General features: G+C 69.8%; 19 protein-coding genes. 9 read left to right on the top strand and 10 right to left on the bottom strand.

Annotated elements, in window-relative coordinates:
• Positions 1-7: 7 nt before the first annotated feature.
• Positions 8-769 (top strand): GntR family transcriptional regulator, encoded by a 762-nt coding sequence (locus ABD743_RS40810; protein ID WP_344729521.1) that lies wholly within the window; start codon positions 8-10, stop codon positions 767-769.
• 215 nt (positions 770-984) lie between these two features.
• On the top strand, positions 985-2,475 hold the full coding sequence (locus tag ABD743_RS40805) for an MFS transporter (RefSeq protein WP_344729519.1): 1,491 nt from the start codon (positions 985-987) through the stop codon (positions 2,473-2,475).
• Positions 2,476-2,481: 6 nt separating this feature from the next.
• On the opposite strand, the gene ABD743_RS40800 is transcribed toward ABD743_RS40805, so the two are convergent.
• Positions 2,482-4,218 carry a pyruvate dehydrogenase gene (locus ABD743_RS40800; RefSeq protein WP_344729517.1) on the bottom strand — a complete coding sequence of 579 codons (1,737 nt, stop codon included), beginning with the start codon at positions 4,216-4,218 and terminating at the stop codon, positions 2,482-2,484.
• An 80-nt stretch (positions 4,219-4,298) separates the two neighbouring features.
• Entirely contained in the window at positions 4,299-5,357 is a 1,059-nt protein-coding gene (locus ABD743_RS40795; protein ID WP_344729515.1) for a LacI family DNA-binding transcriptional regulator, read from the bottom strand.
• Positions 5,358-5,552: 195 nt separating this feature from the next.
• Here ABD743_RS40795 and ABD743_RS40790 point away from each other — a divergent pair, with 195 nt between their 5' ends.
• The 4 genes from ABD743_RS40790 (at position 5,553) to nrfD (ending at position 12,060) form a co-directional block, all read left to right on the top strand.
• Positions 5,553-6,494, top strand: coding sequence for a cyclase family protein (locus ABD743_RS40790; protein ID WP_344729513.1), 942 nt, complete (start codon positions 5,553-5,555; stop codon positions 6,492-6,494).
• A gap of 279 nt (positions 6,495-6,773) precedes the next feature.
• Complete coding sequence (fdh, locus tag ABD743_RS40785) at positions 6,774-10,034, top strand: formate dehydrogenase (protein ID WP_344729511.1); 3,261 nt, start codon at positions 6,774-6,776, stop codon at positions 10,032-10,034.
• Positions 10,031-11,068: a 4Fe-4S dicluster domain-containing protein gene (locus ABD743_RS40780; protein ID WP_344729509.1), complete on the top strand. Its 1,038-nt coding sequence runs from the start codon at positions 10,031-10,033 to the stop codon at positions 11,066-11,068. The genes fdh and ABD743_RS40780 overlap by 4 nt, the downstream gene beginning before the upstream one ends.
• Positions 11,065-12,060 (top strand): NrfD/PsrC family molybdoenzyme membrane anchor subunit, encoded by a 996-nt coding sequence (gene nrfD, locus ABD743_RS40775; protein WP_344729507.1) that lies wholly within the window; start codon positions 11,065-11,067, stop codon positions 12,058-12,060. The genes ABD743_RS40780 and nrfD overlap by 4 nt, the downstream gene beginning before the upstream one ends.
• A 26-nt stretch (positions 12,061-12,086) precedes the next feature.
• Here nrfD and ABD743_RS40770 read toward each other — a convergent pair whose 3' ends face one another.
• Entirely contained in the window at positions 12,087-12,677 is a 591-nt protein-coding gene (locus tag ABD743_RS40770; protein WP_344729505.1) for a DUF4231 domain-containing protein, read from the bottom strand.
• A gap of 284 nt (positions 12,678-12,961) precedes the next feature.
• Here ABD743_RS40770 and ABD743_RS44665 point away from each other — a divergent pair, with 284 nt between their 5' ends.
• Entirely contained in the window at positions 12,962-13,453 is a 492-nt protein-coding gene (locus tag ABD743_RS44665; protein WP_379659039.1) for an acyltransferase, read from the top strand.
• A gap of 6 nt (positions 13,454-13,459) precedes the next feature.
• Here the strand turns inward: ABD743_RS44665 and ABD743_RS40760 are convergent, their stop codons facing one another.
• Genes ABD743_RS40760 through ABD743_RS40740 form a run of 5 tightly spaced genes read right to left on the bottom strand, consistent with a single transcriptional unit; the run spans position 13,460 to position 18,842 of the window.
• A complete protein-coding gene (locus tag ABD743_RS40760) occupies positions 13,460-14,146 on the bottom strand; it encodes a cyclase family protein (protein ID WP_344729503.1) in 687 nt (228 codons plus the stop codon).
• A gap of 38 nt (positions 14,147-14,184) precedes the next feature.
• Positions 14,185-14,955: an SDR family NAD(P)-dependent oxidoreductase gene (locus ABD743_RS40755; protein ID WP_344729501.1), complete on the bottom strand. Its 771-nt coding sequence runs from the start codon at positions 14,953-14,955 to the stop codon at positions 14,185-14,187.
• 47 nt (positions 14,956-15,002) lie between these two features.
• Positions 15,003-17,441 (bottom strand): xanthine dehydrogenase family protein molybdopterin-binding subunit, encoded by a 2,439-nt coding sequence (locus tag ABD743_RS40750; protein ID WP_344729499.1) that lies wholly within the window; start codon positions 17,439-17,441, stop codon positions 15,003-15,005.
• On the bottom strand, positions 17,438-17,974 hold the full coding sequence (locus ABD743_RS40745) for a (2Fe-2S)-binding protein (RefSeq protein WP_344729497.1): 537 nt from the start codon (positions 17,972-17,974) through the stop codon (positions 17,438-17,440). The genes ABD743_RS40750 and ABD743_RS40745 overlap by 4 nt, the downstream gene beginning before the upstream one ends.
• A gap of 7 nt (positions 17,975-17,981) precedes the next feature.
• Positions 17,982-18,842, bottom strand: a complete 861-nt coding sequence (locus tag ABD743_RS40740) for an FAD binding domain-containing protein (protein WP_344729495.1) — start codon at positions 18,840-18,842, stop codon at positions 17,982-17,984.
• Between the two features lie 336 nt (positions 18,843-19,178).
• Between ABD743_RS40740 and ABD743_RS40735 the strand changes: the two genes are divergently transcribed.
• Positions 19,179-20,354: a DUF3500 domain-containing protein gene (locus ABD743_RS40735; RefSeq protein ID WP_344729493.1), complete on the top strand. Its 1,176-nt coding sequence runs from the start codon at positions 19,179-19,181 to the stop codon at positions 20,352-20,354.
• Between the two features lie 158 nt (positions 20,355-20,512).
• On the opposite strand, the gene ABD743_RS40730 is transcribed toward ABD743_RS40735, so the two are convergent.
• Both ABD743_RS40730 and ABD743_RS40725 read right to left on the bottom strand, forming a co-directional pair.
• Positions 20,513-21,511 (bottom strand): Gfo/Idh/MocA family protein, encoded by a 999-nt coding sequence (locus ABD743_RS40730; protein WP_344729491.1) that lies wholly within the window; start codon positions 21,509-21,511, stop codon positions 20,513-20,515.
• A 2-nt stretch (positions 21,512-21,513) separates the two neighbouring features.
• Entirely contained in the window at positions 21,514-22,524 is a 1,011-nt protein-coding gene (locus ABD743_RS40725; protein WP_344729489.1) for an amidohydrolase family protein, read from the bottom strand.
• Positions 22,525-22,908: 384 nt separating this feature from the next.
• On the opposite strand from ABD743_RS40725, the gene ABD743_RS40720 reads away from it, so the two are divergent.
• The gene (locus tag ABD743_RS40720) at positions 22,909-23,979 is read left to right on the top strand and encodes an ABC transporter substrate-binding protein (protein WP_344729487.1); all 1,071 of its coding nucleotides are present in this window, start codon (positions 22,909-22,911) and stop codon (positions 23,977-23,979) included.
• Positions 23,980-24,004: the final 25 nt, after the last annotated feature.

The following is a 24,004-nucleotide window of genomic DNA, read 5'->3' as shown; positions in this document are numbered from 1 at the left end:
TGAGCAGGTGACGACGACGGCGGGCAGGGCTGGTGGGGTCGCGGCACGCTCGCGCGCGGAGCATGCCCGCCGTGTCGCCGACGTGCTGCGCCAGCAGATCACCGGCGGACGGTTCGGCCACGGCCTCCTCCCCGACGAACGCGCACTGGGCACGGAGCTCGCGGCGTCCCGCAACGTCATCCGCGAGGCGCTGGGGCTGCTGCGATCCGAGGGGCTGATCACGCGTCGCCAGGGCGTCGGAACGATCGTGGTGATGCCGAAGTACGGGCACGGCCTCGACCGTCTCGCCGGTCTCGCGGAGGCGCTCACCGGCTACGGACCGGTGACCAACGAGGTGCGCGCCGCCCGCACCATCGCGAACCCGCCCGCTGCCGTGGCCGAACGGCTCGAGCTGGAGCCCGGCACCGACGTGGTCTACATCGAACGGCTGCGCAGGCTCGGCGGGCTCCCGCTCTCGCTCGACACCACCTATCTGGCGCCCGACATCGGCGCGGACCTGCTCGGTCACGACCTCGCAGGCCGTGACCTGTTCGCGCTGATCGAGGAGACCACCGGACGTCGGCTCGGGCAGGCCGAGGTGTCGGTGCACGCGGTGAATGCCGGCCCCGACACGGCGGCGCTCCTGGAGATCGAACCCGGTGCCGCGGTGTTCGCGATCGAGCGGCTCACCCGCCTCGCCGACGGCAGGCCCGTCGATGCCGAGTCCGTGCACATCCGCGCCGACCGGCTCATGCTCCAGGCAACGCTGCACCGCCCGGCCCCGGACTGAAGCCGGGGGTGGCGGATCTCCCGCTAGGCGGGCGATCGCCGCAGCTCACGGGTTTCCGCAGGTAGAACGGATGGCGTAACTTCGCCGAAACATTCGAGCGCATAGAGTCGGCACTCAGAGTCGGCGAATCGACACTAGGCCCCCGGGCCATCCGAACCGGCCGGTCGGCCGGGCCCGCCCCGGCACGGGCGCGGGCACACCGAGGAGGTTCATCCGTGGGTATCGCCATGCCCGATACCGGCCTCGCCACTCGTCGGACCTGGCCCCTCAGCGCGGCGATGTGCATGTGCGTGGCATTGGTGGTCGGCATGGTGTCGGCGATCAACCTCGCCATCCCGTCGCTGGCCGCGAGCGAGCTGCGCCCGGGCGCCACCGAACTGCTGTGGGTCGTCGACGGCTATGTCGTCGTCTTCGCCTGTCTCCTCGTCCCGGCCGGTGCCGTCGCCGACCGCTTCGGACGGAAGGGCACCCTGCTGTGCGGGATGGCGATCTTCGCGGGAGGCACCGCCGTCTGCGCGGTCGCTCCCACCGTCGCCGTGCTCATCTGCGGCCGCGTGATCGCCGGGGTCGGCGCGGCGGCCACCCTTCCGACCACGCTGGCGCTGCTGGTCGGGTCCGTGGACGCCGGGCAGCGGCCCCGGCAGATCGCCGTCTGGGCCTCGATGACCGGGGTCGCCGCCGTGCTGGGCAACGTGGGCGGCGGCGCGGCCGTGCAGTTCGGGTCCTGGCGCGCGCTGTTCGCCGCCGTCGTCCCGCTCGCCCTCGTCGCGCTCGCCACGGCCGCCCGTGTCGCCCCACGGCAGCCGCATCATCGCCGGAGGATCTCCGTCCGCAGCAGCCTGCTGTTCACGGGCGGCTGCGTCGCGCTGCTGTACGGGCTCGCATCCGTGGCGGCCTCCGGTGTGGCCTCCGCGGAGGTGCTCGCCGGGCTCGGCGCCGCCGTGCTGCTGCTCGGCATCTGGACCGTTCGCGAACGACGCGCCGAGCACCCTCTCCTGGACCCCCGCCTGTTCGCGATCCCCGCCGTGCGTGCCGGCACGCTCGGGATGGCGGTCGTGTTCGTCGGCATGTTCGGGCTGATGTACGTCAACGGCCAGTACCTGCAGTACGCCAAGGGCTACTCGGTGCTCGACGCCGGGATTCGCCTGCTGCCCATGGCCGCCGCGCTCTGGATCGCCCCGCGCGCCACCCTGCCCGTGTTCCATCGGCTCGGATCCCCGGCAACGGTGGGCCTCGGATTGGCCACGCTCGCCTGCGGCCTCATCGGCGCGTCGTTCGTCGGCCCGGCCACGCCCTACCCGTGGTACGCCCTGTGCATCGTGCTGATCGCTGCCGGCTGCGGCACCGCGACCCCACCGCTGTCGGGCGGGATCATGGCCGCGCTCCCGTCGGATCGCGCCGGCACCGGATCGGGCCTGCAGAGCGTGGCCCGCGAGCTCGGAAGTGCCCTCGGCGTCGCCGTCGTCGGTAGCGTGCTCAACGCCCGCTTCACCGCGCTGCTGCCGCCCGCACTCCGCACACCGGACGCCCCGTCGACTGTCGCCGCGGCCCATCAGCGCACCGCCGACGCCGCCGTGCTGCACGACGTCGCCGCCGCGTTCACCACGGCCATGAGCACGGGGCTGCGCACCGCCGCCGCCATCGTCGTGGTTCTCGGGATCGCCGTGGTCGTCTGGCTCCCGCGGACCACGCCCGGGCCGGGCTGACCCCGGTCAGGGGCGCGGGATGGAGCGCAGGTTGCTGCGGGCGAGCTCGACCATCTTGCCGACACCGCCGTCGAGGACGGTGCGGGTGGCGGCCAGCGCGAACCCACGGACCTGACCTGCGGTGATGTGAGGCGGGATGGAGAGGGCGTTGGGGTCGGTACGCACGTCGAGCAGGTACGGCCCGGGCGTGTGCAGAGCGTTCCGCAATGCCTTGGGCAGCTCGGCCGGATCGTCGACGGTGCTGGCCGGCACACCACAGGCGCGTGCCACCCCTGCCAGGTCGGCGACCCCGTGATCGGTCTCGAAGAACGGATAGCCGGCCACCATCATCTCCAGGCGGATCATGCCCAGCGATCCGTTGTTGAAGGCCACGATCGTGATCGGGAGGTCGTGCTCGGCCACGGTGAGCAGCTCGCCCAGCAGCATGGTCAGCCCGCCGTCGCCCGACATCGACACCACCTGGCGCCCGGGCTCGGCGTACGCGGCGCCGATGGCGTGCGGGAGCGCGTTGGCCATCGTGCCGTGGCGGAACGAACCGATGATCCGGCGCCGCCCCGTCGGGGTGATGTAGCGGGCGGCCCAGACGTTGCACATGCCGGTGTCGACGGTGACGATCGCGTCGTCGTCCATCGCCTCGTCCAGCAGGGCCGCGACGTACTCCGGATGGATCGGGCGCATCCGCTCGACCTTGGTGGTGTAGGCCGCGACGACCTTCTCCAGCTGCTCGGCGTGCCGGCGGAGCATCCGGTCCAGGAACCGCCGGTCGGTCTTCTGCGCGACCAACGGCAGCACCGCGCGCAGCGTGGCGCCCACGTCGCCGTGCACTCCGAGATCGAGGCGCGTGCGGCGGCCCAGGTGGGCGGCCTCCCGATCGACCTGCACGGTGTGTGCCTGGGGCAGGAAGGTGTCGTAGGGGAAGTCCGTGCCGAGCAGGATCAGCAGGTCGGACTCCTGGGTGGCCTCGTAGCAGGCGCCGTAGCCGAGCAGCCCGCTCATCCCCACGTCGTAGGGGTTGTCGTACTGGATCCACTCCTTGCCGCCCAGCGAGTGCCCGATCGGCGAGTGCACCCGCGCGGCCAGCTCGAGCACCTCCGCACGGGCGTCCCGGACCCCGGCGCCGACGAAGAGCGTGACGGCGTCGGCGGCGTTGATCTTCTCGGCCAACGCCCGCACCTGCTCCGGATCCGGCTGTGCCACGGCCAGCGGTGTGACGAGGTCGCTGTGCCCGGTCGGGTACGGCGCCTGCATGCCGCCGAGGTCACCGGGCAGCACCAGGACACCGACGCCCCGGCGGGCCAGCGCCGTCTGCATCGCGATGCGTTGCAGGCGCGGGAGCTGCTCGGGGCGCGAGATCAGCTCGCAGTACACGCTGCACTCGACGAACAACTGTTGTGGATGGGTCTCCTGGAAGTAGTTCGTGCCGATCTCCGTGGACGGGATGTGCGAGGCGATCGCCAGCACCGGGGCGCCGCTGCGGGACGCGTCGTACAAGCCCTGCACCAGGTGGGTGTTGCCCGGACCGCAGCTGCCCGCGCAGACCGCCAGCTTCCCCGTGAGTTGGGCCTCGGAGGCTGCGGCGAGCGCCGCGGCCTCCTCGTTGTGCACATGCACCCACTCCATGTCCGGATGTCGCCTGACCGCGTCCGCCACCGGGTTCAGGCTGTCCCCCACCAGCCCGTAGATGCGGTGTACTCCCGCCTGGACGAGGACCTCGATCATCTGATCGGCAACCGTGGCAGCCATGGCTTCTCCTTGTGACAGTGGCTCTGCAGCTACTCATCCGAGCCAGGGCCGGTCGCTCGCCATTCCCGTGACGATGTTCCTCACGCGGTGTCGCGCACCCGAAGCCGGTGCGGGAGCACCTCCTCGACCGGCGGCCCGGAGTTGCCATCGATCCGCCGGAGCAGCAGCTGCACGCCACGTCGCCCGATCTGCTCCCGCGGCACGGTCACCGTGGTCAGCTGCAGTGGCCCCACGCTGGCGAAGCTCATGTCGTCGATCCCGGTGACGGCGACGTCGTCGGGGACCGCGCGACCGGCGTCGCGGCAGGCGTCGAGCACGCCGAGCGCGATCAGATCGTTGCCGCACGCCACGGCGTCGATCCGGGTGTCGCCTGCGAACAGCTCGTGCGCCCGCTCGTAGCCCGAGCGACGGCTGATGCCGGCCCAGAGTCCCTGATCGGGGTTGGCGGGTTGCAGGCCTGCGGCGCGCAGGGTGTCGACGAAGCCGGTGGCGCGAGCCGTCGACGCATAGGACGAGCGCTGCCCACCGAGTACCACGATGTGGCGGCGCCCGGTGGCGATCAGGTGGTTCATGACGTCCGCGGCAGCGGCGTGGTCGTCGATGCCCACCCAGTCCGACGGCTCACCGGGCACCCTGCGGTAGAGCTGCACCACCGGAACGTGCGTGCGGCGCAGCTCCTCCAGCAGCGGCCGGTCGCTCGCCAGCAGCGAGGTGAGCATCAAGCCGCTGGTGTACCGGTCGATGTGCGCACGCGCCACCGCGGCCAGCCGTGCAGCTTCGCGCTCGCCGTCATCGTCCCCGTCGGTGTCCTGCCCGAGCCCGACGTGCGAGATCAGCACCTCGTAGCCCTCATCGCCCGCCGCGGCCACCGCGCTGGCCGCGATCTCCGTGTAGAAGGGATTGCTGATGTCCGCGAGCAGCAGGCCGATACTGCGGGCTCGGCCTGTCTTCAGACCCTGGGCCACCAGGCTCGGCCGGTAACCCAGCTCGTTCGCGATCGCCCGGATCCGCTCGCGCAGCTCGTCGCTCACCCCTGGCGCCCCGGTCAGGGCGTAGGACACCGAGGCGGACGACACGCCGGCGACGCGCGCGACGTCGTTCATCGTGGTGCGGCGAGCCCGCTCCCGGCGTTCGACCATGTCACAAGCCTAGAAGACCCCGATCCCCCCGGTTCGGACCCGACGCGTACTCCTGCCCTGCGGCCGCGTCGGGACCCCTATGACCCGCTGCACACGTCCTTGCCCACTGCAGTCCCGAGTGCAATCCTGGATTCACTTACACGTATAAGAGCCTTCGAGCGAGATGCGGAGGGCCCGACGATCCGAGGAGTGGAGATGTCAGGGAAACCGCAGGACGCAGACGTGATCGGATACCTCCAGACGCTGTCGAACTGGGGCAGGTGGGGCGACGACGACCGCCTCGGGACACTGAACCTGATCACCGACGACGTTCGGCGTGCCGCCGCAGGCACGGTGCGCGACGGCACAGCCGTGTCACTGTCGTTCGACATGGATCCACAGAACCCGGACCCACTCGGACACGGCACGCAGATCCAGCGCTACATGGAACTGAACGAGGTCGAAGCACTGTTCGGCCAGGCAGGGCGGTTCGACGCGGTGCGCGAGTACGTGGGCCTGATCGCCCACGGTTCACCCACTCACCTCGACGGCCTCGCCCACTTCTCGTGGGACGGAAAGAACTACAACGGCTTCGACGCGTCGGACGTGCGTACCGTCGGCGGCGCCACCAAGCTGTCGGTCCACCACGCGGCCCAGGGCATCATCACCCGGGGCGTCCTGCTCGACATCCCCGCCGTCCACGGCACGCCGTGGCTCCAGCCCGGGCACGCCATCACGCCGGACGAGCTCACCGCCGCCGAGAAGCGCCAGGGCGTCACGGTCCGCGCAGGAGATGCCTTGTTCGTACGCACGGGCAACTTCGCACGGACCGCAGCCGAGGGGCAACACCCCGACGACCACGCGGCCGGGCTGAGCGCCGCCACCCTGCCCTTCCTGCGGGAACGAGACGTAGCACTGCTCAGCACCGACGGCCAGCAGGAGGTCGCGCCGGCCGAGTCGGCCGACTTCGACCTCCGGATGCCCATTCACGTCGTGGGGCTGGTGGCGTTGGGACTCTGGCTCGTCGACAACGCGGCGCTCGACGAACTCGCCCGGACGTGCCAGGAGAAGAACCGCTGGGAGTTCCTGCTGTCGCTGGTGCCGTGGCGAATGATCGGCGTGACGTCGAGCGCCGTCAATCCCGTCGCCGTCTTCTGACCCGCACCGGTCGTTTCACGCGGGACCTGGGGTGCCGCCTCGAATTCATTGCCCGGAAACGTTACTGCGATCGCACACAGCGCACGGGCAGAACTCGATGTCCACGGTGGAGCGCGAGATCACAGTATTGGAGATCACAATATTGGCCGGCGCGGCCCTGATCAGGCACCTCCTGTTCACCAGGGTTGAATCTCGTACCACCGCGTGGTGTGCTGGAGAACGGTTGCACTGGCGCACCGTGATCGCCTCTTGATTCATCTCCACCGGATGGAGAAGCACATGAACGTGCGTCGTCTGCTCGAATCCTGGCCGGTATACCGGCAGCTCTCAGGGGCCGACCCGCTGGGTCGGGGCGCAGCTGCCGAGTCGGCGAGATCAGAGGCGATGCAACCGCGCACCGCAACCGCAGATCGCGTCGCCAAGTCCGTTTGCCCGTATTGTGCCGTTGGTTGCGCCCAAGATGTTTTCGTCGCCGACGAGAAAGTGATCCAGATCGAGGGCAACCCCGACAGCCCGATCTCGCGCGGCCGGTTGTGCCCCAAGGGATCGGCGAGCAAGCAACTCGTCACCGGCCCGCAGCGGGAGCAGAAGGTGCTCTACCGGGCCCCCTACTCCACCGAATGGACCGAGCTCGAGCTGAATACGGCCATGGACATGGTCGTGGACCGGGTGCTGGACGCCCGGGCCAAGGGCTGGGAGGAGCACGACGAGCACGGCAACCGGCTTCGTCGCACGATGGGCATCGCCCACCTGGGCGGAGCAACGCTGGACAACGAAGAGAACTACATCATCAAGAAGCTCTACACGGCCCTGGGCGCGATCCAGATCGAGAACCAGGCCCGTATTTGACACTCCGCCACGGTTCCCGGTCTGGGAGCCTCGCTCGGCCGCGGTGGCGCCACCAGCTACCCGCAAGATCTCATCAACTCCGACTGCGTCGTCATCATGGGCTCGAACATGGCCGAAGCACACCCGGTGGGGTTCCAGTGGGTGATGGAGGCCAAGGAGCGCGGGGCGCGGGTCTTCCACATCGATCCCCGGTTCACCCGCACCAGCGCCGTGGCCGACACACACGTGCCGCTGCGCGCCGGGAGTGACAACGCCTTCCTCGGCGGGGTGATCAACTACATCCTGAGCAACGAGCTGGACTTCCGCGAGTACGTGGCCGCGTACACCAACGCCCCCCACCTGATCCGCGAGGACTTCCGGGACACGGAGGACCTCGACGGGCTGTTCAGCGGGTACGACCCGAACACGGGCACCTATGACCCCTCCACGTGGCACTACGAAGGCGTGGAGGACGATCCGGCCGGCACCGAGCGCCATCACGCACGCGGCGACACGCACGGGGCGGGTGGGCCGAAGCTGCACGGCATGGCGGGCGATGTCGCATCCGACCCGACGCTGCAGCACCCGCGGTGCGTGTACCAGGTGCTCAAGCGCCACTACTCCCGCTACACACCCGAGCTGGTCGAGGAGCTCTGCGGCACTCCGAAGGACCAGTTCCTCGAGGTGTGCAAGGCCTGGACGGCCAACTCCGGGCGGGATCGCACGACGGCGCTGATCTACAGCCTCGGGTGGACCCAGCACACCGTGGGGGCGCAGTTCATCCGGGCCGGTTCGATCATCCAGCTGCTGCTGGGCAACATCGGCCGTCCGGGCGGCGGCATCCTGGCGCTGCGCGGGCACGCGAGCATCCAGGGCTCCACCGACATCCCCACCCTCTTCAACCTGCTGCCCGGCTATCTGGCGATGCCGTCGGCCGGCGTTCACCACGATCTGACGAGCTATCTGGAGAGCATCTGCGGCGGGGAGAACCAGAAGGGCTTCTGGTGCAACGCCAACGCCTACATGGTGTCGCTGCTCAAGGAGTACTGGGGCGAGAAGGCCACGCCCGAGAACGACTTCTGCTACGACTACCTGCCACGGATCAGCGGCGACCACGGCACGTACCGCACGGTCCTCGACATGATCGACGGCACGGTGTACGGCTACTTCCTGATCGGCCAGAATCCGGCCGTCGGGTCGGCGCACGGCCGGCTGCAGCGCCTCGGGATGGCCAATCTGGACTGGGTGGTGGTCCGCGACCTCGCCATGATCGAGAGCGCCACGTTCTGGAAGGACTCTCCCGAGATCGAGACCGGCGAGATCGTCCCGGAGAAGTGTCGCACCGAGGTGTTCTTCTTCCCCGCCGCGTCCCACGTGGAGAAGCCGGGCTCGTTCACCCAGACCCAGCGGATGCTGCAGTGGCGGGACAAGGCGTTGGAGCCCACCGGCGACCAACGCTCTGACCTGTGGTTCTTCTACCACCTGGGCCGCCTGCTGCGAGAGCGGCTGGCCGGGTCGACCGACGATCGCGATCGGCCCCTGCTGGACCTCCACTGGGACTACGAGATGGAGGGTGGCGACGAGCCGTCCGCGTCGGACGTCCTGAAGCACATCAACGGCTACGACCTCACCACCGGACAACTGGTGGACGGCTATCTCGACCTCAAGGCGGACGGCACCACGTCGAGCGGCTGCTGGATCTACAGCGGCGTCTACGCCGGCGGGGTCAACCACGCGGCCGACCGCAAACCTCGGTTCGAGCAGGACCACACCGCCCTGGAGTGGGGGTGGGCGTGGCCCTACAACCGGCGGATCCTCTACAACCGCGCCTCTGCCGATCCACAGGGCCGTCCGTGGAGCGACCGCAAGGCGCTCGTCTGGTGGGACGAGGAGCGCGGCGAATGGACCGGCCATGACGTGCCGGACTTCGAGCGGAAGAAGCCGCCGAGCTATCGGCCTCCGGCCGGTGCCTACGGAGTGGAGGCACTGCGCGGCGACGACCCGTTCATCATGCAGGCCGACGGGAAGGGCTGGCTGTTCGCACCCCGAGGGATGGTCGACGGCCCCTTCCCCACGCATTACGAGCCGGACGAGTCGCCGGTGCGCAACCCGCTCTACACCCAGCAGGCCAACCCGGCACGTGTGGTCTACGCACGCAAGGACAATCCGTCCAACCCGTCGCCGCCGGAAGCGCACTCCGACGTCTTCCCCTACGTGCTCACCGCGTCCCGGCTCACCGAGCACCACACCGCGGGCGGAATGAGCCGGACGCTGCCCTACCTCGCGGAGCTGCAGCCCGCGTTGACCGTCGAGGTCTCGCCCGAGCTCGCCGCCGAACGCGGGCTCACCCACCTCGGCTGGGCGCATGTGATCACCAGCCGCACCGCGGTGGAGGCCAGGGTGATGGTGACCGACCGGCTGGCGCCGCTGCGCGTCCAGGGCCGGACGCTGCACCAGATCTGGCTGCCGTTCCACTGGGGCGCGAGCGGGCTCGTCACCGGGGACGGCTTCAACGACCTGCTCGGGGTGGTCCTCGACCCGAACGTCTTCATCCAGGAGAGCAAGGTCGCCACCTGCGACATCCAGCCCGGTCGCCGACCCCGCGGGCCCGATCTGCTCGGCTACGTCGCCGCCTATCGCGACCGCGCAGGCATCACGGCCGACACCGGCGCACAACTCGTCACGGCGCGGGCCGAGGAGGAGCCATCGTGAAGCGCGAGAACAGCCTCCGCGGCCCCCTGCACGACGTCGCAGGCGACGCGGGTCATGTCGACCATCCGCCGCGGGTCGGTTTCTTCACCGACACGTCGGTCTGCATCGGCTGCAAGGCCTGCGAGGTGGCCTGCAAGGAATGGAACGACGTCCCCGACGACGGGTTCGACCTGCTCGGCATGTCGATGGACAACACCGGCTCTCTCGGCGCCAGCACTTGGCGGCACGTGTCCTTCGTCGAGCAGCCGGTACAGCTGGGCACCCAGAGCGCCGGGCTGGCCGGGCTGCCGACCGGGAGATCCGCAGGCGACGGGCCGGCCGAGATCGTCGCGAGCAGACTGCGCGCGGCCGAGCGGGGTGGCGCCGAGCTCGGCACGTCACCGCTGGACGTCGCCACCGCGCCCGCGGACCTCGGCATGCCGACGTTCCAGCGCCCGGGCGACGGCACGGGCGAGGAGAGCCGCACCGACTTCCGCTGGCTGATGTCGTCGGACGTGTGCAAGCACTGCACGCACGCCGGCTGCCTCGACGTCTGCCCCACCGGCGCCCTCTTCCGCACCGAGTTCGGCACCGTCGTCGTCCAGCAGGACATCTGCAACGGCTGCGGCTACTGCGTCTCCGGCTGTCCCTACGGCGTGATCGACCGGAGCATCACCCTCGGCACCGCCAACAAGTGCACGCTCTGCTACGACCGTCTCCACGACGGCCTCGAGCCGGCCTGCGCCAAGGCCTGCCCGACCGACTCGATCCAGTTCGGCGAGCTCGACGAGCTGCGCGAGCGTGCGGCCCGCCGGGTCGAGCAGCTGCACGAGCGCGGCGTGCCCGAGGCCCACCTCTACGGCGCCGATCCGGAGGACGGTGTCGGCGGCACGGGCGCGATCTTCCTGCTGCTCGACGAGGCCGAGGTCTACGGGCTTCCCCCGGACCCGCATGTGCCCACACGCGATGCCGTCGCGATGTGGCGAAGCGCCGGCGCCGCCGCTGCCGCCTTCCTCGCCGCCGGCATCGCGGCGTTCGTCAGGAGCCGTCGATGACCGAGCACAGCTCCGCCCAGCGCGCGGCGACCACACGCGGCCCAGGTCACGGCGGCACGCGTGAGCAGCCGATGGTCCCGAGGGCGGAGTTCCGCTCCTACTACGGCCGCCCGGTGCTCAAGGCACCGGTGTGGGAGTGGAAGGTTCCCGCTTACCTCTTCACCGGCGGGCTCGCGGCGGGGTCCGCGGTGCTCGCGGCAGGTGCGGACGTGACGGGCAGGCCCGGCCTCCGGCGTGCGGGACGGCTCGGCTCCACCGCCGCCCTGGCCGCGAGCGCCGTCTTCCTCGTCGGCGACCTCGGCCGTCCCGAACGCTTCCACCACATGCTCCGCGTAGCGAAGCCCACCTCCCCGATGAGCATCGGCACGTGGATCATCACCGCCTTCAGCCCCGGCTCGGGTCTGGCCGCGATCGACGAACTGATGCCGGGTCGCCTGCGCCGGAGCCTGCTCGGGCGGCTGGTGCACCGCCTCGCCCGCCCGGCCGGCATGTCCGCGGCGCTCGTCGCGCCCGGACTCGCGTCCTACACCGCGGTGCTGCTCTCGCACACGGCCGTGCCGGCGTGGAACGAGGCGCGCCTGATCCTCCCGTTCGTGTTCACCGGATCCGCGGCGGCCAGCTCCGGCGGCCTCGCCATGGTGTTGACCCCGGTGGACGAGGCAGAGCCCGCTCGCTGGTTCGCGGTCTGCGGAGCGGCAGCGGAGCTCGCGACGTCACGGCTGGTGGACACCCGGCTCGGCATGGTCAGCGAGGCCTACACCACGGGCCGGGCCCACCAGTGGCGCCGTCGCTCCGAACTGTTCACCGCAGCGGGCCTCATCGGCACCCTCCTCGGCGGACGCCGCAGCCGGACGGTGGCCATGGCCTCCGGGCTCGCCCTGGCCGCGGGCAGCGTGTGCCAACGCTTCGGGGTGTTCGAGGCGGGCGTCGAGTCGGCCAAGGACCCGAAGTACACGGTCGTGCCCCAGCGGGAGCGCCTGAACCGCGGCTGACCAGCCGATACGTCCGCTGCCATCGATCATCTGGAGGTGGCTGACGCCTTGAGCACATCCGTCCGTGCGTCACCCGTGTTGCCGAGGCTGGGTATGAGGAGTTGCTGCTGGTACTCGGCTTCGTACGTCTGGATAATCGATTCGACAGAGTTGACGAACAACTGGTACGCCGAATCGTGGTGATCGAACTCCCCGTACCGTCCGGACAGGGTCGCGAACTGCAGGCCCTCGCGATACAGGGCCGGAAAGAATGTGCGGTTGATGCGCCATCGCTCACCCGTCCGGAGCAACTCGGAGGCGGCTACCGAAAGGGCCGACAGAATACTGAGGCCGAGTGTGCTCCACTGGACGATCTCGCTGCCGACTCCCGACAGGTTCAGACCGACGAGGGCGGGGATGAAGATACCGATCGAGATAGTGGTCGCCCGGAGAAGGTGGTGCCACTCCTTGCTCTCCTCCAGCCTTCTCCGCATGTCCACGACCTCGACGAACCATCGGGTCTCCCAGTAGAGGTCAGCCGGGGGTGCGAGGCTCACCGCCCCGCCGATCTCCCTGCAGACTTCCTCGAACCGACGCTGCTCGGCCCGAAGACGCCTGAACCGTCGGACTCTCGCCATTGGGCACCCGCGCTCCTCGAAGCACAGCTTCTACCAGCTGTTCGACGTCGTTCGACGGACGGCATGTGATGCAGCAGAGCCAGGCCGGAGTGCGGCCATCCGCGCGATCTTAGCCGAGGGAAGCGATACATGATCCTTCGGAGGTTCGCGGACTCTCCTGCCGACGCCAGTTGCTCCGACGGATCGACCATCGCAGCGTGGGTGCGTTCAGCGGAACGGACGGTTGACCGGCCCGATTAACGGGCATTCGGCGGAAACGGCGGGACTCACGAGCGGAGTTGGCGATGAGGCTGCTGGACCGATTGCTCAAGCCGACCGTTGATCGACTGCTGGACGAACGCATCGAGGCAGAGGGGCTCGAGGCCCTCTACCGTTATCGCGTCCACAGCGATCCGGCCCGGCTGCACCTCGACCCCACCGCGGTCGTCAACAACGCGATCTTCAACACCGGCGGCGGCCACATCACCGTCGGCCGGTACGTGTTCTTCGGTCACAACGTGTGCGTGCTCGCCGGTGTGCACGACATCGACAAGTTCGGCCTCGAGAGGCAACAGGCCATTCCCCGCAGCGGCTACGACATCAACATCTGCGAGGGCGTGTGGCTCGCGACCAACGTGCTCGTCGCCGGACCGGTGACGATCGGCGCGCACGCCGTCGTCGGCGGAGGGTCGATCGTGCGCAAGGACGTCGAGCCCTACACGGTGGTGGCGGGCAACCCGGCGAAGTTCATCAAGTACGTGAGCCGCCCCGATGGCCAAGACCAGCAGGGCGGCTGACGCAGCTCAGTCGACCAGCGCGACCGCCCGGGTCGGGCCGCCGTGGGCACCCTGGAGCTTGAGCGGGAACCCGACGAACGTGAACCGTGTGTTCACCACCCGGTCCAGGTTCGCCAGGTTCTCGTAGTGGGTGATGTGCTCCCGGCGGCACATCATGTGGCACGGATAGCTCGTGCTCACCGGGTTGTCCGGGGTGGGGCTGTCCACTCCGAACGTCTTCACCCCGCGCCGCACGATCCACTCACTGGCTGACTCGCCGAGCCCGGCGAACTCGGTGAGGTAGCGCTTGTCGCCCGCGTACCGGTTCCAGGTGGCGGTGTGGAAGAGCACGATGTCGCCTCGGCGGACCTCCACCGGTGACTCGGCCTCCACCCTGTCGAGATCTTCGGCGGTGATGTCGGTCTGGGGCTTGAACTCGCTGACGTCCAGGCACACGGCGGTTCCGTAGAACAGCTCGAGCGGCATCTTCTCGATCGTCTCCGCCGACGGATCGGGGTCCAGGTGCGAGAACGAGTCGACGTGCGTGGGTCCGTTGTCGTTGAGCATGAACCCGGTGGTCTGGAACGAGAAGCCGCTGTCGAACCGCGGGGCCGTCTCCTCGTGCGTGGCGTGCTCGAACTGCACGGTCTTGAGGTGGCCCGGGTAGACCTTCATTCCCTCGTAGATGTCCTGCGACAGGTCGATGATGTTCATTCCACTCCCCAACCTCGGTGGGCGGACCAGTACATGACCTAGTACATGACGACGCCGGCGCTGACGTTCACGTCCTCGCCGGTGATGGCCGCGGAGGCGTCGGAGGCGAGGAAGGCGCACGTCCGCGCCACCTCATCGGCCTCCACGAGCCGGCACAGCGGGGACGACCCGGTGAACACGGCCAGCGCCTCGTCCTCGCTGATCCCGCGCGCGGCGGCCTGCTTGCGAATGACGTCCTCGATGCGTGGTCCGGCGACCGCTCCGGGGCAGACCGAGTTGGCCCGGATGCCGTACGGACCGAGCTCCAGGGCCAGCGTGCGGACCAGCCCGATCACGCCCATCTTCGACGCCGCATAGGGCGTGCGGCCCGTCAGCGGACGCTTCCCCGTCATCGACGAGATCGCGATCAGGCTGCCCGCCCGGGCGCTGATCATCGACGGGACGAACGCCCGGAAGGTGAGGAACACCCCGTCCAGGTCGGTGGCCACGCAGTCGCGCCACTCGTCGAGGGTGATCTCGTGCAGCGGCGCCGTGGGGCCCGCGACTCCCGCGTTGGCGACGACGGTGTGCACGGGGCCGATCGCGGCGGCTGCCTCCGCCATCGCCGCCACCGACGTCTCGTCCCGCACATCGCAGGCCAGCGCCACCGCCGTGCCACCAGCCTTCTCGACCTCGGCGACGGTGTCGGCGAGCGTCGCCGGGTCGCGGGCCGTGACGGCCACATCGAACCCGTCGGCGGCCAGTGCCACCGCGATCGCCCGTCCGATCCCTCGGTTCGCCCCCGTGACGACCGCGACGCGACTGCTCACGCTCCCCCGCTTCCTCCGGCCTTCGGCCGATCGTCATCAACCATGCATCATCGAGCGGCCCGAAGGGCAGAGAGAATGCGCTCCGGGGTCATCGGCAACTCCGTGAGGCGGACGCCGAGCGGCGCCAGCGCGTCGTTCACCGCGGCGTTCAGCGCGGCGGGCGCCATCATCCGGCCGCCTTCGCCGCCGCCCTTGATGCCGTGCGGCGTGTACGGCGACGGCGTCTCGACGTGGCCGATCGTCAGCTCGGGCACCTCCATCGCGGTCGGGATCAGGTAGTCGAGGTAGCTCGAGGAGAGCAGCTGCCCGTCGTCGTCGTAGACGAACTCCTCGTAGAACGCCGTGCCGATGCCCTGTGCCGTGCCGCCGACGATGTGACCCGCGAGCGACCGCGGGTTGACCAGCGTGCCGCAGTCGTGCACGGCGACGTAGGAGAGGATGCGGACGCCTCCGGTCTCCACGTCGACCTCCACCACCGGCACGTGGCAGGCATGCCCGACGAACGGGTAGAAGACGCCCAGGTCCTTCCGGTCGGCCGACGGCATCGTGGTGTACGGGTGGTCGTAGACCTTGCTGTCCTCCAGGCCCGACTCCATGTCGTCGGGGAAGCTGTGTTTGAACAGGTGCAGCATCACCGCGATCTCGGCCAGGCTCTTGCGCTGCTCGGGCACGCCCTTGACCTGGAACCCGCCGTCGACCCACTCCATGTCGTCGGGGTTGGCCTCCAGCAGGTGCGCAGCCGCCCGCAACGCCTTGGCCTTGATCTTCGCCGTGGCGCCCTCCACGGCCCCGGCCAGCATCACGGTGGTGCGGGAGCCGCCGGGGCCGGTGGCCGGCAGACCGTTCTTGCTGCCCTGGTAGACGACCGCGACGTCGTGCGGGTCGCAGTCGAACTCCTCGGCGACGAGCTGCGCGACCATGGTCTCCGGGCTGTTGCCCCAGAACGCGCACGAGTAGAGCGTGGCGGTGATGCCACCGGTGGCGTCGACCTTGAGCGTGACGCTCTCGGGCATGCTCGTGACGGGCGCACCGGGCTCGTCGAACCAGAACCAGAACTCGGTGGCCGAGAAGACGCTGCGCTCCTGGGCGGTGATCAGCCCGATCCCGATGTGGCGACCTTGCTCGCGGGCCTTGGCCTGCTCGGCGCGCCAGTGGTCGTACCCGGACAGCTCCAGCGCCTTGGCGAGCACCGCGTCGTAGTCGCCTGAGTCGTAAACGTTGCCTGTGGGGATGAAGTGCGGGAACTCGCGGATGAAGTTGCGCCTGCGGATCTCCACGGGGTCGATGTCGAGCTCGCGCGCGGCCTTGTCCACCATCTGTTCGAGCATCCAGTTGTTGACCTCGGAGCCGAAGCCCCGGTACGCGCCCTGCTGGTTCTTGTTGGTCAGGGCCGCGCGCACCCGGTACCGCACGCTGCCGATCGTGTACGGGCCGACGACCTGCGCGAGCGCATTGCCGTGGTGTCCCACACCGAACTGGATGTAGGCGCCGTAGTCGTCGATCGTGTCGATCGTGATGCCGCGCATCGTCCCGTCGCGCATCATCGCCAGCTCGACCTCGTACACACGGTCGGAGCCGTGGTGGTCGCAGTTGGACATGTTGTCCACGCGGTCCTCGAGGAAGACCACGGGCTGCCCGACCGCGCGCGAGCACATCCCCGCGATGACCAGCGGCTTCGTGACGAACAGCTTGGAACCGAAGCTGCCGCCCGCGGGTACCTGCCGGACGTCGAGCTTGTTGGCGGGGATCTTCAGGGTGGCCGCGGCCATGAACAGGTAGCTGGTGAAGCTCAACGAGTTGGTGTGGACGGTGAGCTCTCCGGTGGAATGGTCGAAGTCGGCGATCGCGCCGACGGTCTCCAAGGGCTGGCCGCCGGAGCGGTGCCAGCGCAGCCGGTCCCTGACGATCACGTCGGCCTCGGCGAAGTCGCGCTCGACGTCCCCGAAGTCGAACGTGCGCTCGTAGGCGCAGTTCGTACCCAGCGTCTCGTGCACCAGCGGAGAACCGTCGAGCAGTGCGGCCTCCGGGTCGACCACTGCGGGCAGCGGCTCGTACTCGACGTCGATCAACGCGAGCGCGTCCTCGGCCAGGTACCGGCTGTCCGCGACCGCGACGACCACGCCCTCGCCGACGTAACGCACCTTGTCCACGGCGAGGCAACGCCAGACGTGATTGGCGGGGTCGGGCCCGAAGTCCGGCAGCGGGTCGGTGAGCTCGGCGGCCTGCGCGCCGGTGATCACGGCGTGCACACCGTCGAGCGCGGCCGCGGCCGACGTGTCGATCGAGACGATGCGGGCGTGCGGGTGGGGGCTGCGCAGCACGGCGGCGTGCAGCATCCCGGGCGTGACGAGGTCGGCGATGTAGCCGCCGCGCCCGCGCAGGAACTTCGGGTCCTCGACGCGGCGGATCGACTTGCCGACCCACTTACGGGTCTCCGCATGGGTGCGCACGGGTGGGGCGGAGGACGAGCGGTCGACGGTGGTCACGGCGTCTCCTCGCTCACGCTCGTGGCGGCGGTCGGCCGGGTCGGATCCCAGGACTGCTCGCCGCGCATCCGCCCGGCCGCGGCCATGACGGCCTCGGTGATGAACTGGTATCCGGTGCAGCGGCACAGGTTGCTCGCGATCCCCTCACGCACCTGCTCGGCCGTCGGATCGGGATTCTGCTCGAGGATCTCGCACGCCCGCATGAGCATTCCCGGCGTGCAGTAGCCGCACTGCAGACCCTGCTTGTTCCAGAACTCGTCCTGCAGCGGATGCATGTCCGGCCCGGTGGCCAACCCTTCGACCGTGCGCACCTGCGCTCCGTCGGCCTGCACGGCGAACGTGATGCAGGACCGGACGCTTCGGTCGTCCAGCAGCACGGTGCATGTCCCGCAGACGCCGTGTTCGCATCCGATGTGGGTGCCCTTGAGCCCCAGCCCGTCGCGCAGGAAGTCGACGAGCAGCGTGCGCGGCTCGACGTCGGCCGTGTGCGCGCGACCGTTGACGGTCACGGTGATGGCGTGCTTCTCGGTCATCCCCGGCTCACCTCCTGTCCTGGGCGCGGGCGAGCGCCTGTTCGACTGCTCTGCGGACGTGGACCCGGGCCAGCTCGATCCGGCTGCTGGATCCCGCGTGCACGTCGCCTGCCGGGGTGAGGCCCTCGACCGCGGCGTCGGCTGCTGCCGCGGCGTCCGGGACCGCGCCCTCGAGAACGCGCTCGGCTGCCGTTGCCCGGATCGGGACGGGCGCGACGCCGGTGAGCGCGATCGAGGCGCGGGAGACGTGACCGTCGTCCATCTCGACGAGCGCGGCCACTGCGACGACGGCGAAGCTGCCGTGTGTGCGGGCGAACTCGACGAACGCGTGGCCACCTCGCCGGTGGGGCAGCCGCACCGCGACGAGGATCTCGTCGGGCGCGAGCGCCGTGCTGAACGGGCCGCGGAAGAACGCGGAGGCGGGGATGACACGGAGGCCGCCCGGTCCGGCGGCGACGAGCTCGGCGTCCAGTGCGAGCGCAACGGCGGGCAGCTCGGCAGCCGGGTCGGCGTGGGCGAGGCTGCCGCCGACCGTGCCGCTGTTGCGGATCGGCCGGTGGGCCACGAACCCCACGGCCTCTGCCAGCAGCGGTGCGGCCAACGCGACCTCGGGCGAGTCCTCGACCGCCGACTGCCTGGTCATCGCCCCGATCTCGAGGGTGTCACCGTCGAGCCGGATCCCGTCCAACTCGGGGACCCGCCGCAGGTCGATCAGGTGTCCTGGCTGAGCCAGCCGGAAGTTCATCAGCGGGACGAGGCTCTGCCCGCCGGCGAGCACCCGCGGCTCGGCGTCGGCGTGCTCGACGAGCAGCGCCACGGCCTCCTCCACGGTGGTCGGCGCGGCGTAGCGGAACGGTGGGGGCTTCACGACGTCCTCCGGAACACAGCGGCCTCCTCGACGCAGTGCGGACAGGTGGCGCACGGCCTGCTGTGAGCGCGGTCACGGCCTGCGCCGATCCTGCGCCCGACCACCCACGAGCGGCCATGTGTGTCACCCCAGTAACCCCGGAAGAACGCTGGGTGCCCACACAAGGCACTGAGCGGCGTTGGCGGCGTGCGCGACCTCGCTGACGGCGAACATCCACGGCAGCAGCGAGGCCGGCATCCGTCGCGGCCACATGTGCACTTTCGCCATCCGAGGTGTGGTGGGCAAGACCCGCTGGGGTGCTCCCTGCGCGCGCCCGCCGGTCGTACTGTGCTGGACATGACCACCGGCACGTCCCCGGTCCACGGCGGAACCGACCGGACGGCGGCGGCGCGTGACGTCGCCGACCGGATGGCTACCGCCGCCGCCACCTGGCTCGAGGCGCTGGACGCCGAGCAGAAGGCCAGTGCCCACTGGGCCGCCCCCGGCTCCGACGCGGAGACCGAGGCGGAGCGGCTGCGCTGGTACTACACCCCCACGGACCACGGCGGGCTACCGATCGGCGCGATGCGCCCGCACCAGCAGAGGCTCGCGATGCAACTGGTCGCGAGCGGTCTCTCGACCCCGGGCTACGTCACCGTGGCCACGGTTCTCGGCCTGGAGAACGTGCTGGACCACGAGGAGGGCTGGGGCGTCGACTGGGGGCGCGAACGCGGCCGCGACCCGGGGATGTACTACCTGCGGTTGTTCGGGGATCCGGGTGGGCAGGCGCCGTGGGGATGGCGGTTCGGCGGGCACCACGTGTCGCTGAACAACCTCGTCGTCGACGGGACCGTGCGCTCGACCACGCCGTGCTTCCTGGGCACCGACCCGGCGACGTCGCCGTTGCTGGGCGGCACCTCACTGCGGCCGCTCGGGGCTGTCGAGGATCTTGCGCGGGAGCTGGTCCGGTCGCTCTCGCCCGGGCAGTCGGCCCGTGCGGTGCTCCTCCCCCGGGCTCCGTCGGACATCATCGGGGGCAACCGCGCCCGGATCACCCACGGCGACGAGATGCTGCCCCTGACCGAGATCTGGCGTAGTCGCCTGCAGAACCAGCTGGCCGACCGTGTGGCGGAGATGAACTCCCGCGCCGAGAACACCTCGGGGCTCGACGCCTCCGACCACACCGCGCTCGCCCTGACCACCACGCCCAAGGGACTGCCCGCCGCCGAGTTCGACGGCGGCCAGCGTGAGCTGCTGCGCCATCTGCTCGCCACGTACGTCGACCGTGTGCCCGAGGGTCTCGCTCCTCCCCCGCTCGACGACGCGGCGCTCGACGCCGTGCACCTGGCCTGGGCAGGCGCGACGGAAGCCGGCCAGCCGCACTACTACCGGCTGCAGGGCCCCGGCCTCCTCGCCGAGTACGACAACACCCAGCGACAGGCCAACCACGCACACTCGGTCTGGCGCGACCCGGAGGCCGACTTCGGAGTCGACACGCTGGCGGCGCACCGGGCAGCCCACCACGGCGGTTGAGAGACGGCACAGTTCGTCGGCCCACCTGGCGGTAGACACGGTCGCCACCTTCGGCCGCCCGTGACCCGAACACCCTGACGTCGATCGCACACACCTCCTGGCCACCGCACACATGGCAGAACATGTGTGCCGTGGCCACCAGATATGTGCCGTGAGGTTCAGGCGCGGTCTAGCCGCTCCACCTCCCCGGTCTCGGCGGAGCGGCTGATCGCCTCGAACGCCCGGACGTTCGCCCGGATCTCGGCGGTGGTGACGGGGTAGTCACCGACCCCTTCCACCGCGTCGGCGAAGCGCTCGAGGTTGTCGCGCACCGCAGCGCCGGGCGGGACGAAGCGCTCCTCCCGCCCGTCGCGGCGGTGCATCGTCGTGACGTCCCACCCGGCCGGGCTCTCCGGATGGCTCCGGTCCCGGATCTCCATCCACCCGTCGGACCCGAGCACGCAGACACGGCCGACGAACGGCGTGGTGAGGATCGCCGTGATCGTGGCGGTGGCGCCGCCCGGGAAGCCGAGGGTGATCGACAACGTGTCGCCGTTCGCGAACGAGGTGGCACGCGTGGACAGCCGTGCCCACACCTCGTTCGGCTCGCCGAGGATGCTGATCGCCAGGTCCACGAGGTGGATCCCGGTGGCGGACAGCGGGCCGACGGGAGCCTCGGTCGCCGACAGCCGCCAGTTGTCCGGTGGCAGCGCGAGGAACTTGTCCTGGCTGAAGTTGCCCTCGAACACCAGCGGAACGCCGAGCTCACCCGTGCGGCACCGGGTCTGCAGCTCGATCACAGGAGGCTCGAAGCGCCGTTCGTGCCCGATGCCGAGCCGCACCCCCGCAGCCTCGACGGCTGCAATGGCCGCATCCGCCTCGGCCGAGGTGGTGCAGAACGGCTTCTCGCAGAAGACGTGCTTACCGGCCTGCGCCGCCGCGATGATCTGCGCCGAGTGGAAGCGGTGCGGTGAGCACAGGACGACCGCATCGACCCGCGGATCGTCGAGGGCGTCCTGGAGCTGCGCCGTGGCGTCGAGGCCGAGCGCCCGCGCCTGCTCCCTGCCCACCGGCTCGGGATCCACCCCGAGCACCGGCCGGATGCGCTCGCTGGAGGCGAGCTCACGGACGATGTTCTGTCCCCACCACCCGAGGCCGACGATCGCGGCGCCGACCACGGTCAGTCCTTGATCTTGAGCAGGCGCGACGCCGTGGCGCTGCGGATGAGCTCCTTGTCCTCGTCGCTCAGTCCGCGGACGCCGTCGATCTGGCCCAGCGGGTCGTAGTGGCCCATGTCGAAGGGGTAGTCCGTGCCGACGACGACGTGGTCGGCACCCATCTGCTGGACGAGGAACTCCAGGTGCACGGAGTCGAAGACCAGGCAGTCGACGTAGACCTGCTTGAGGTAGGTGCTCGGTGGCCGCGTGATGTGGTGGCGGCCCTCGGGGCGCAGCTCGTAGGAGTGGTCCATCCGGGAGGAGTAGAAGGGCAGGAAGCCGCCTCCGTGCACGAGGCAGAGCTTCAACGCCGGGTACTCCTCGAGCACTCCGCCGTGGATCATGCGAGTGATCGCGACGGTGGTGTCCAGCGGGTTGCCGACCACGTTCGTCATGTAGTACTTCTGCAGCCGCTCGCCGTGGGTGAACCCGTTGGGGTGCAACATCACGACGACGTCGAGCTCCTCCGCCTTCGCGAAGAACCGCCGGTAGCGCGGGTCGTCGAGATCGAGCCCGAAGACATTGGTGTTGATCTCGACGCCGCGGAAGTCGAGCTCCCGGATGCAGTACTCCAGCTCCGCGACCGCCGACGACACGTCCTGCAGCGGAACGGTGGCCAACCCGACGAAGCGGTCGGGGTTGTCGTGGACGATCGACGCGAGGTTCTCGTTCTGCATCCGCGCCAGCCGACGGCCCAGCTCCACGTCGGTCCAGTAGTAGTACTGCGGCGGCGCCACCGAGATCGCCTGTACGTCGATGCCCATGGCGTCCATGTCGGCGATGCGGACGGCCGGGTCGGTCAGCTTGGGCACGATCTCCGCCAAGTGCCGGCCCTGGTACTCGTTGGTCTCCGCACCCGCCCAGTAGGAGAACGGCTCGTACTCGGGCGACATCAGACCCGCGACCAGCTCCTGGCATGCAGGAGTGACGACGTGGGCATGGATGTCCACCGTGCGGCCCTGGGAGCCGGTCATACGCGTGTCCTCTCGGTCGGCGGATCGAAGTCGGTCCGGTTCAGTGTCGTGCCGATCCGCGCGCACGTAGTGGGCTTCAGCGAACGCCTGTGACCCTGCCGCGGCGGGTGCGAGCTTCCTGATGTTCGTTCGGGCCCGGCAACGCATCGTGTGATGCATACGCATTCATGTCAAGAGGTTGACTGCTACCTGCACGTCTCTGCTTACCGATGCTTGACTTGTGCATAGGACGGCAGGCACAGTCATCCCGCCAGTGCGATCCAGGTCACATCCGACCTTCGGGGCATCCCAGCGAGACAGCCCCGCCCACCCGCCGGGTCCGGCGGCAACCACACCCATCACCCACGCAGGACGCAACGTCGCATCCCAGGAGAGGGCGAGGACATGGGCGAACGAGCAGGAAAACCACGGGCGGCCCGAGCGGTGCGAATCGCGGCAGCCGCACTGGTCGGCGCGGTCGTCGTCGCGTGTGGCGGGGGGCCCGGCGCCGCCGGCACCACGGCGGAGGACGCGAACGGCACCGTGCAGCTGGTGATGGCGCCGGACCCGGTGTGGAAGTGGCTCGAGGACCAGGGCATCAAGCAGGAGATGGAGCAGAAGGCGGGCATCCAGGTCCTCGCCTCCTCCTCGTGGGACGAGTTCGGGGTCTACGCGGGTGGCCACGCCGACGTGATCTCGGCGGCCACCTATGAGGTGCCCGACCTGGAGGAGGCGACCGGCGAACCGGCCACCGTCTTCGGCATGTACAACGGCGACCGCAGCATCCTCGCCGTCGCGGCCGGCAGCCCGGCGCAGAACGTGTGCGACCTCAAAGGCAAGAAGATCGCGACGTACACGTCGGTCTCGATCACCCTGATCTGGGGCATGTACGCGAAGAAGTTCTGCGACCTCGATCTGCGCGCCGGGGGCGGCGACTACGAAGTGGTCGTCACCGACGTCCAGAACATGTCGAGCCTGGTCGCGCGGGGCGACGCCGACGCCTGCCTGTGCCTGCCCGACTTCGCCATCCCCGATCTCGCGGGCGGCGCCCTCCGGCCGCTGTACGACGGCAAGGCCGCCGCGCAGCTGTATGCCGAGCACTTCGGCAGCAACAAACAGGCGGACTCGCACCCGCAGACAAATGTGTTCGTCGCCCGCAAGGCCTGGGTGGAGCGCAACCCCGAAGAGGCCAACTTCCTCATCGCGCTGTGGGACCGCGGCATCAAGGAATGGGAGGCGAACCGCGACGCCATCATCGACGCCTACCCGGAGGACTTCGCCGTGCGCAGCCCGGAGGAGTCGGCGTTCCTCAAGGACTGGCTCGCGAACCGCTACGACTGGTTCGCCCCGACGGCCTTCCTCGACCAGCAGTGGGTCACCGAGGAGACCGAGCTGTTCGACCTCATGAAGGAGACCGGCTTCATGGACGAGGACGTCGCGGCGCCGAACTTCACGGTCCTGACCCCGAGCACCTGAGCCGGCGATCCGCGGACGGAGTTGG

It is taken from the genome of Pseudonocardia yunnanensis, from assembly GCF_039534065.1.
Taxonomy (GTDB): domain Bacteria; phylum Actinomycetota; class Actinomycetes; order Mycobacteriales; family Pseudonocardiaceae; genus Pseudonocardia; species Pseudonocardia yunnanensis.
This window is presented reverse-complemented; position numbering and strand designations above follow the sequence as displayed.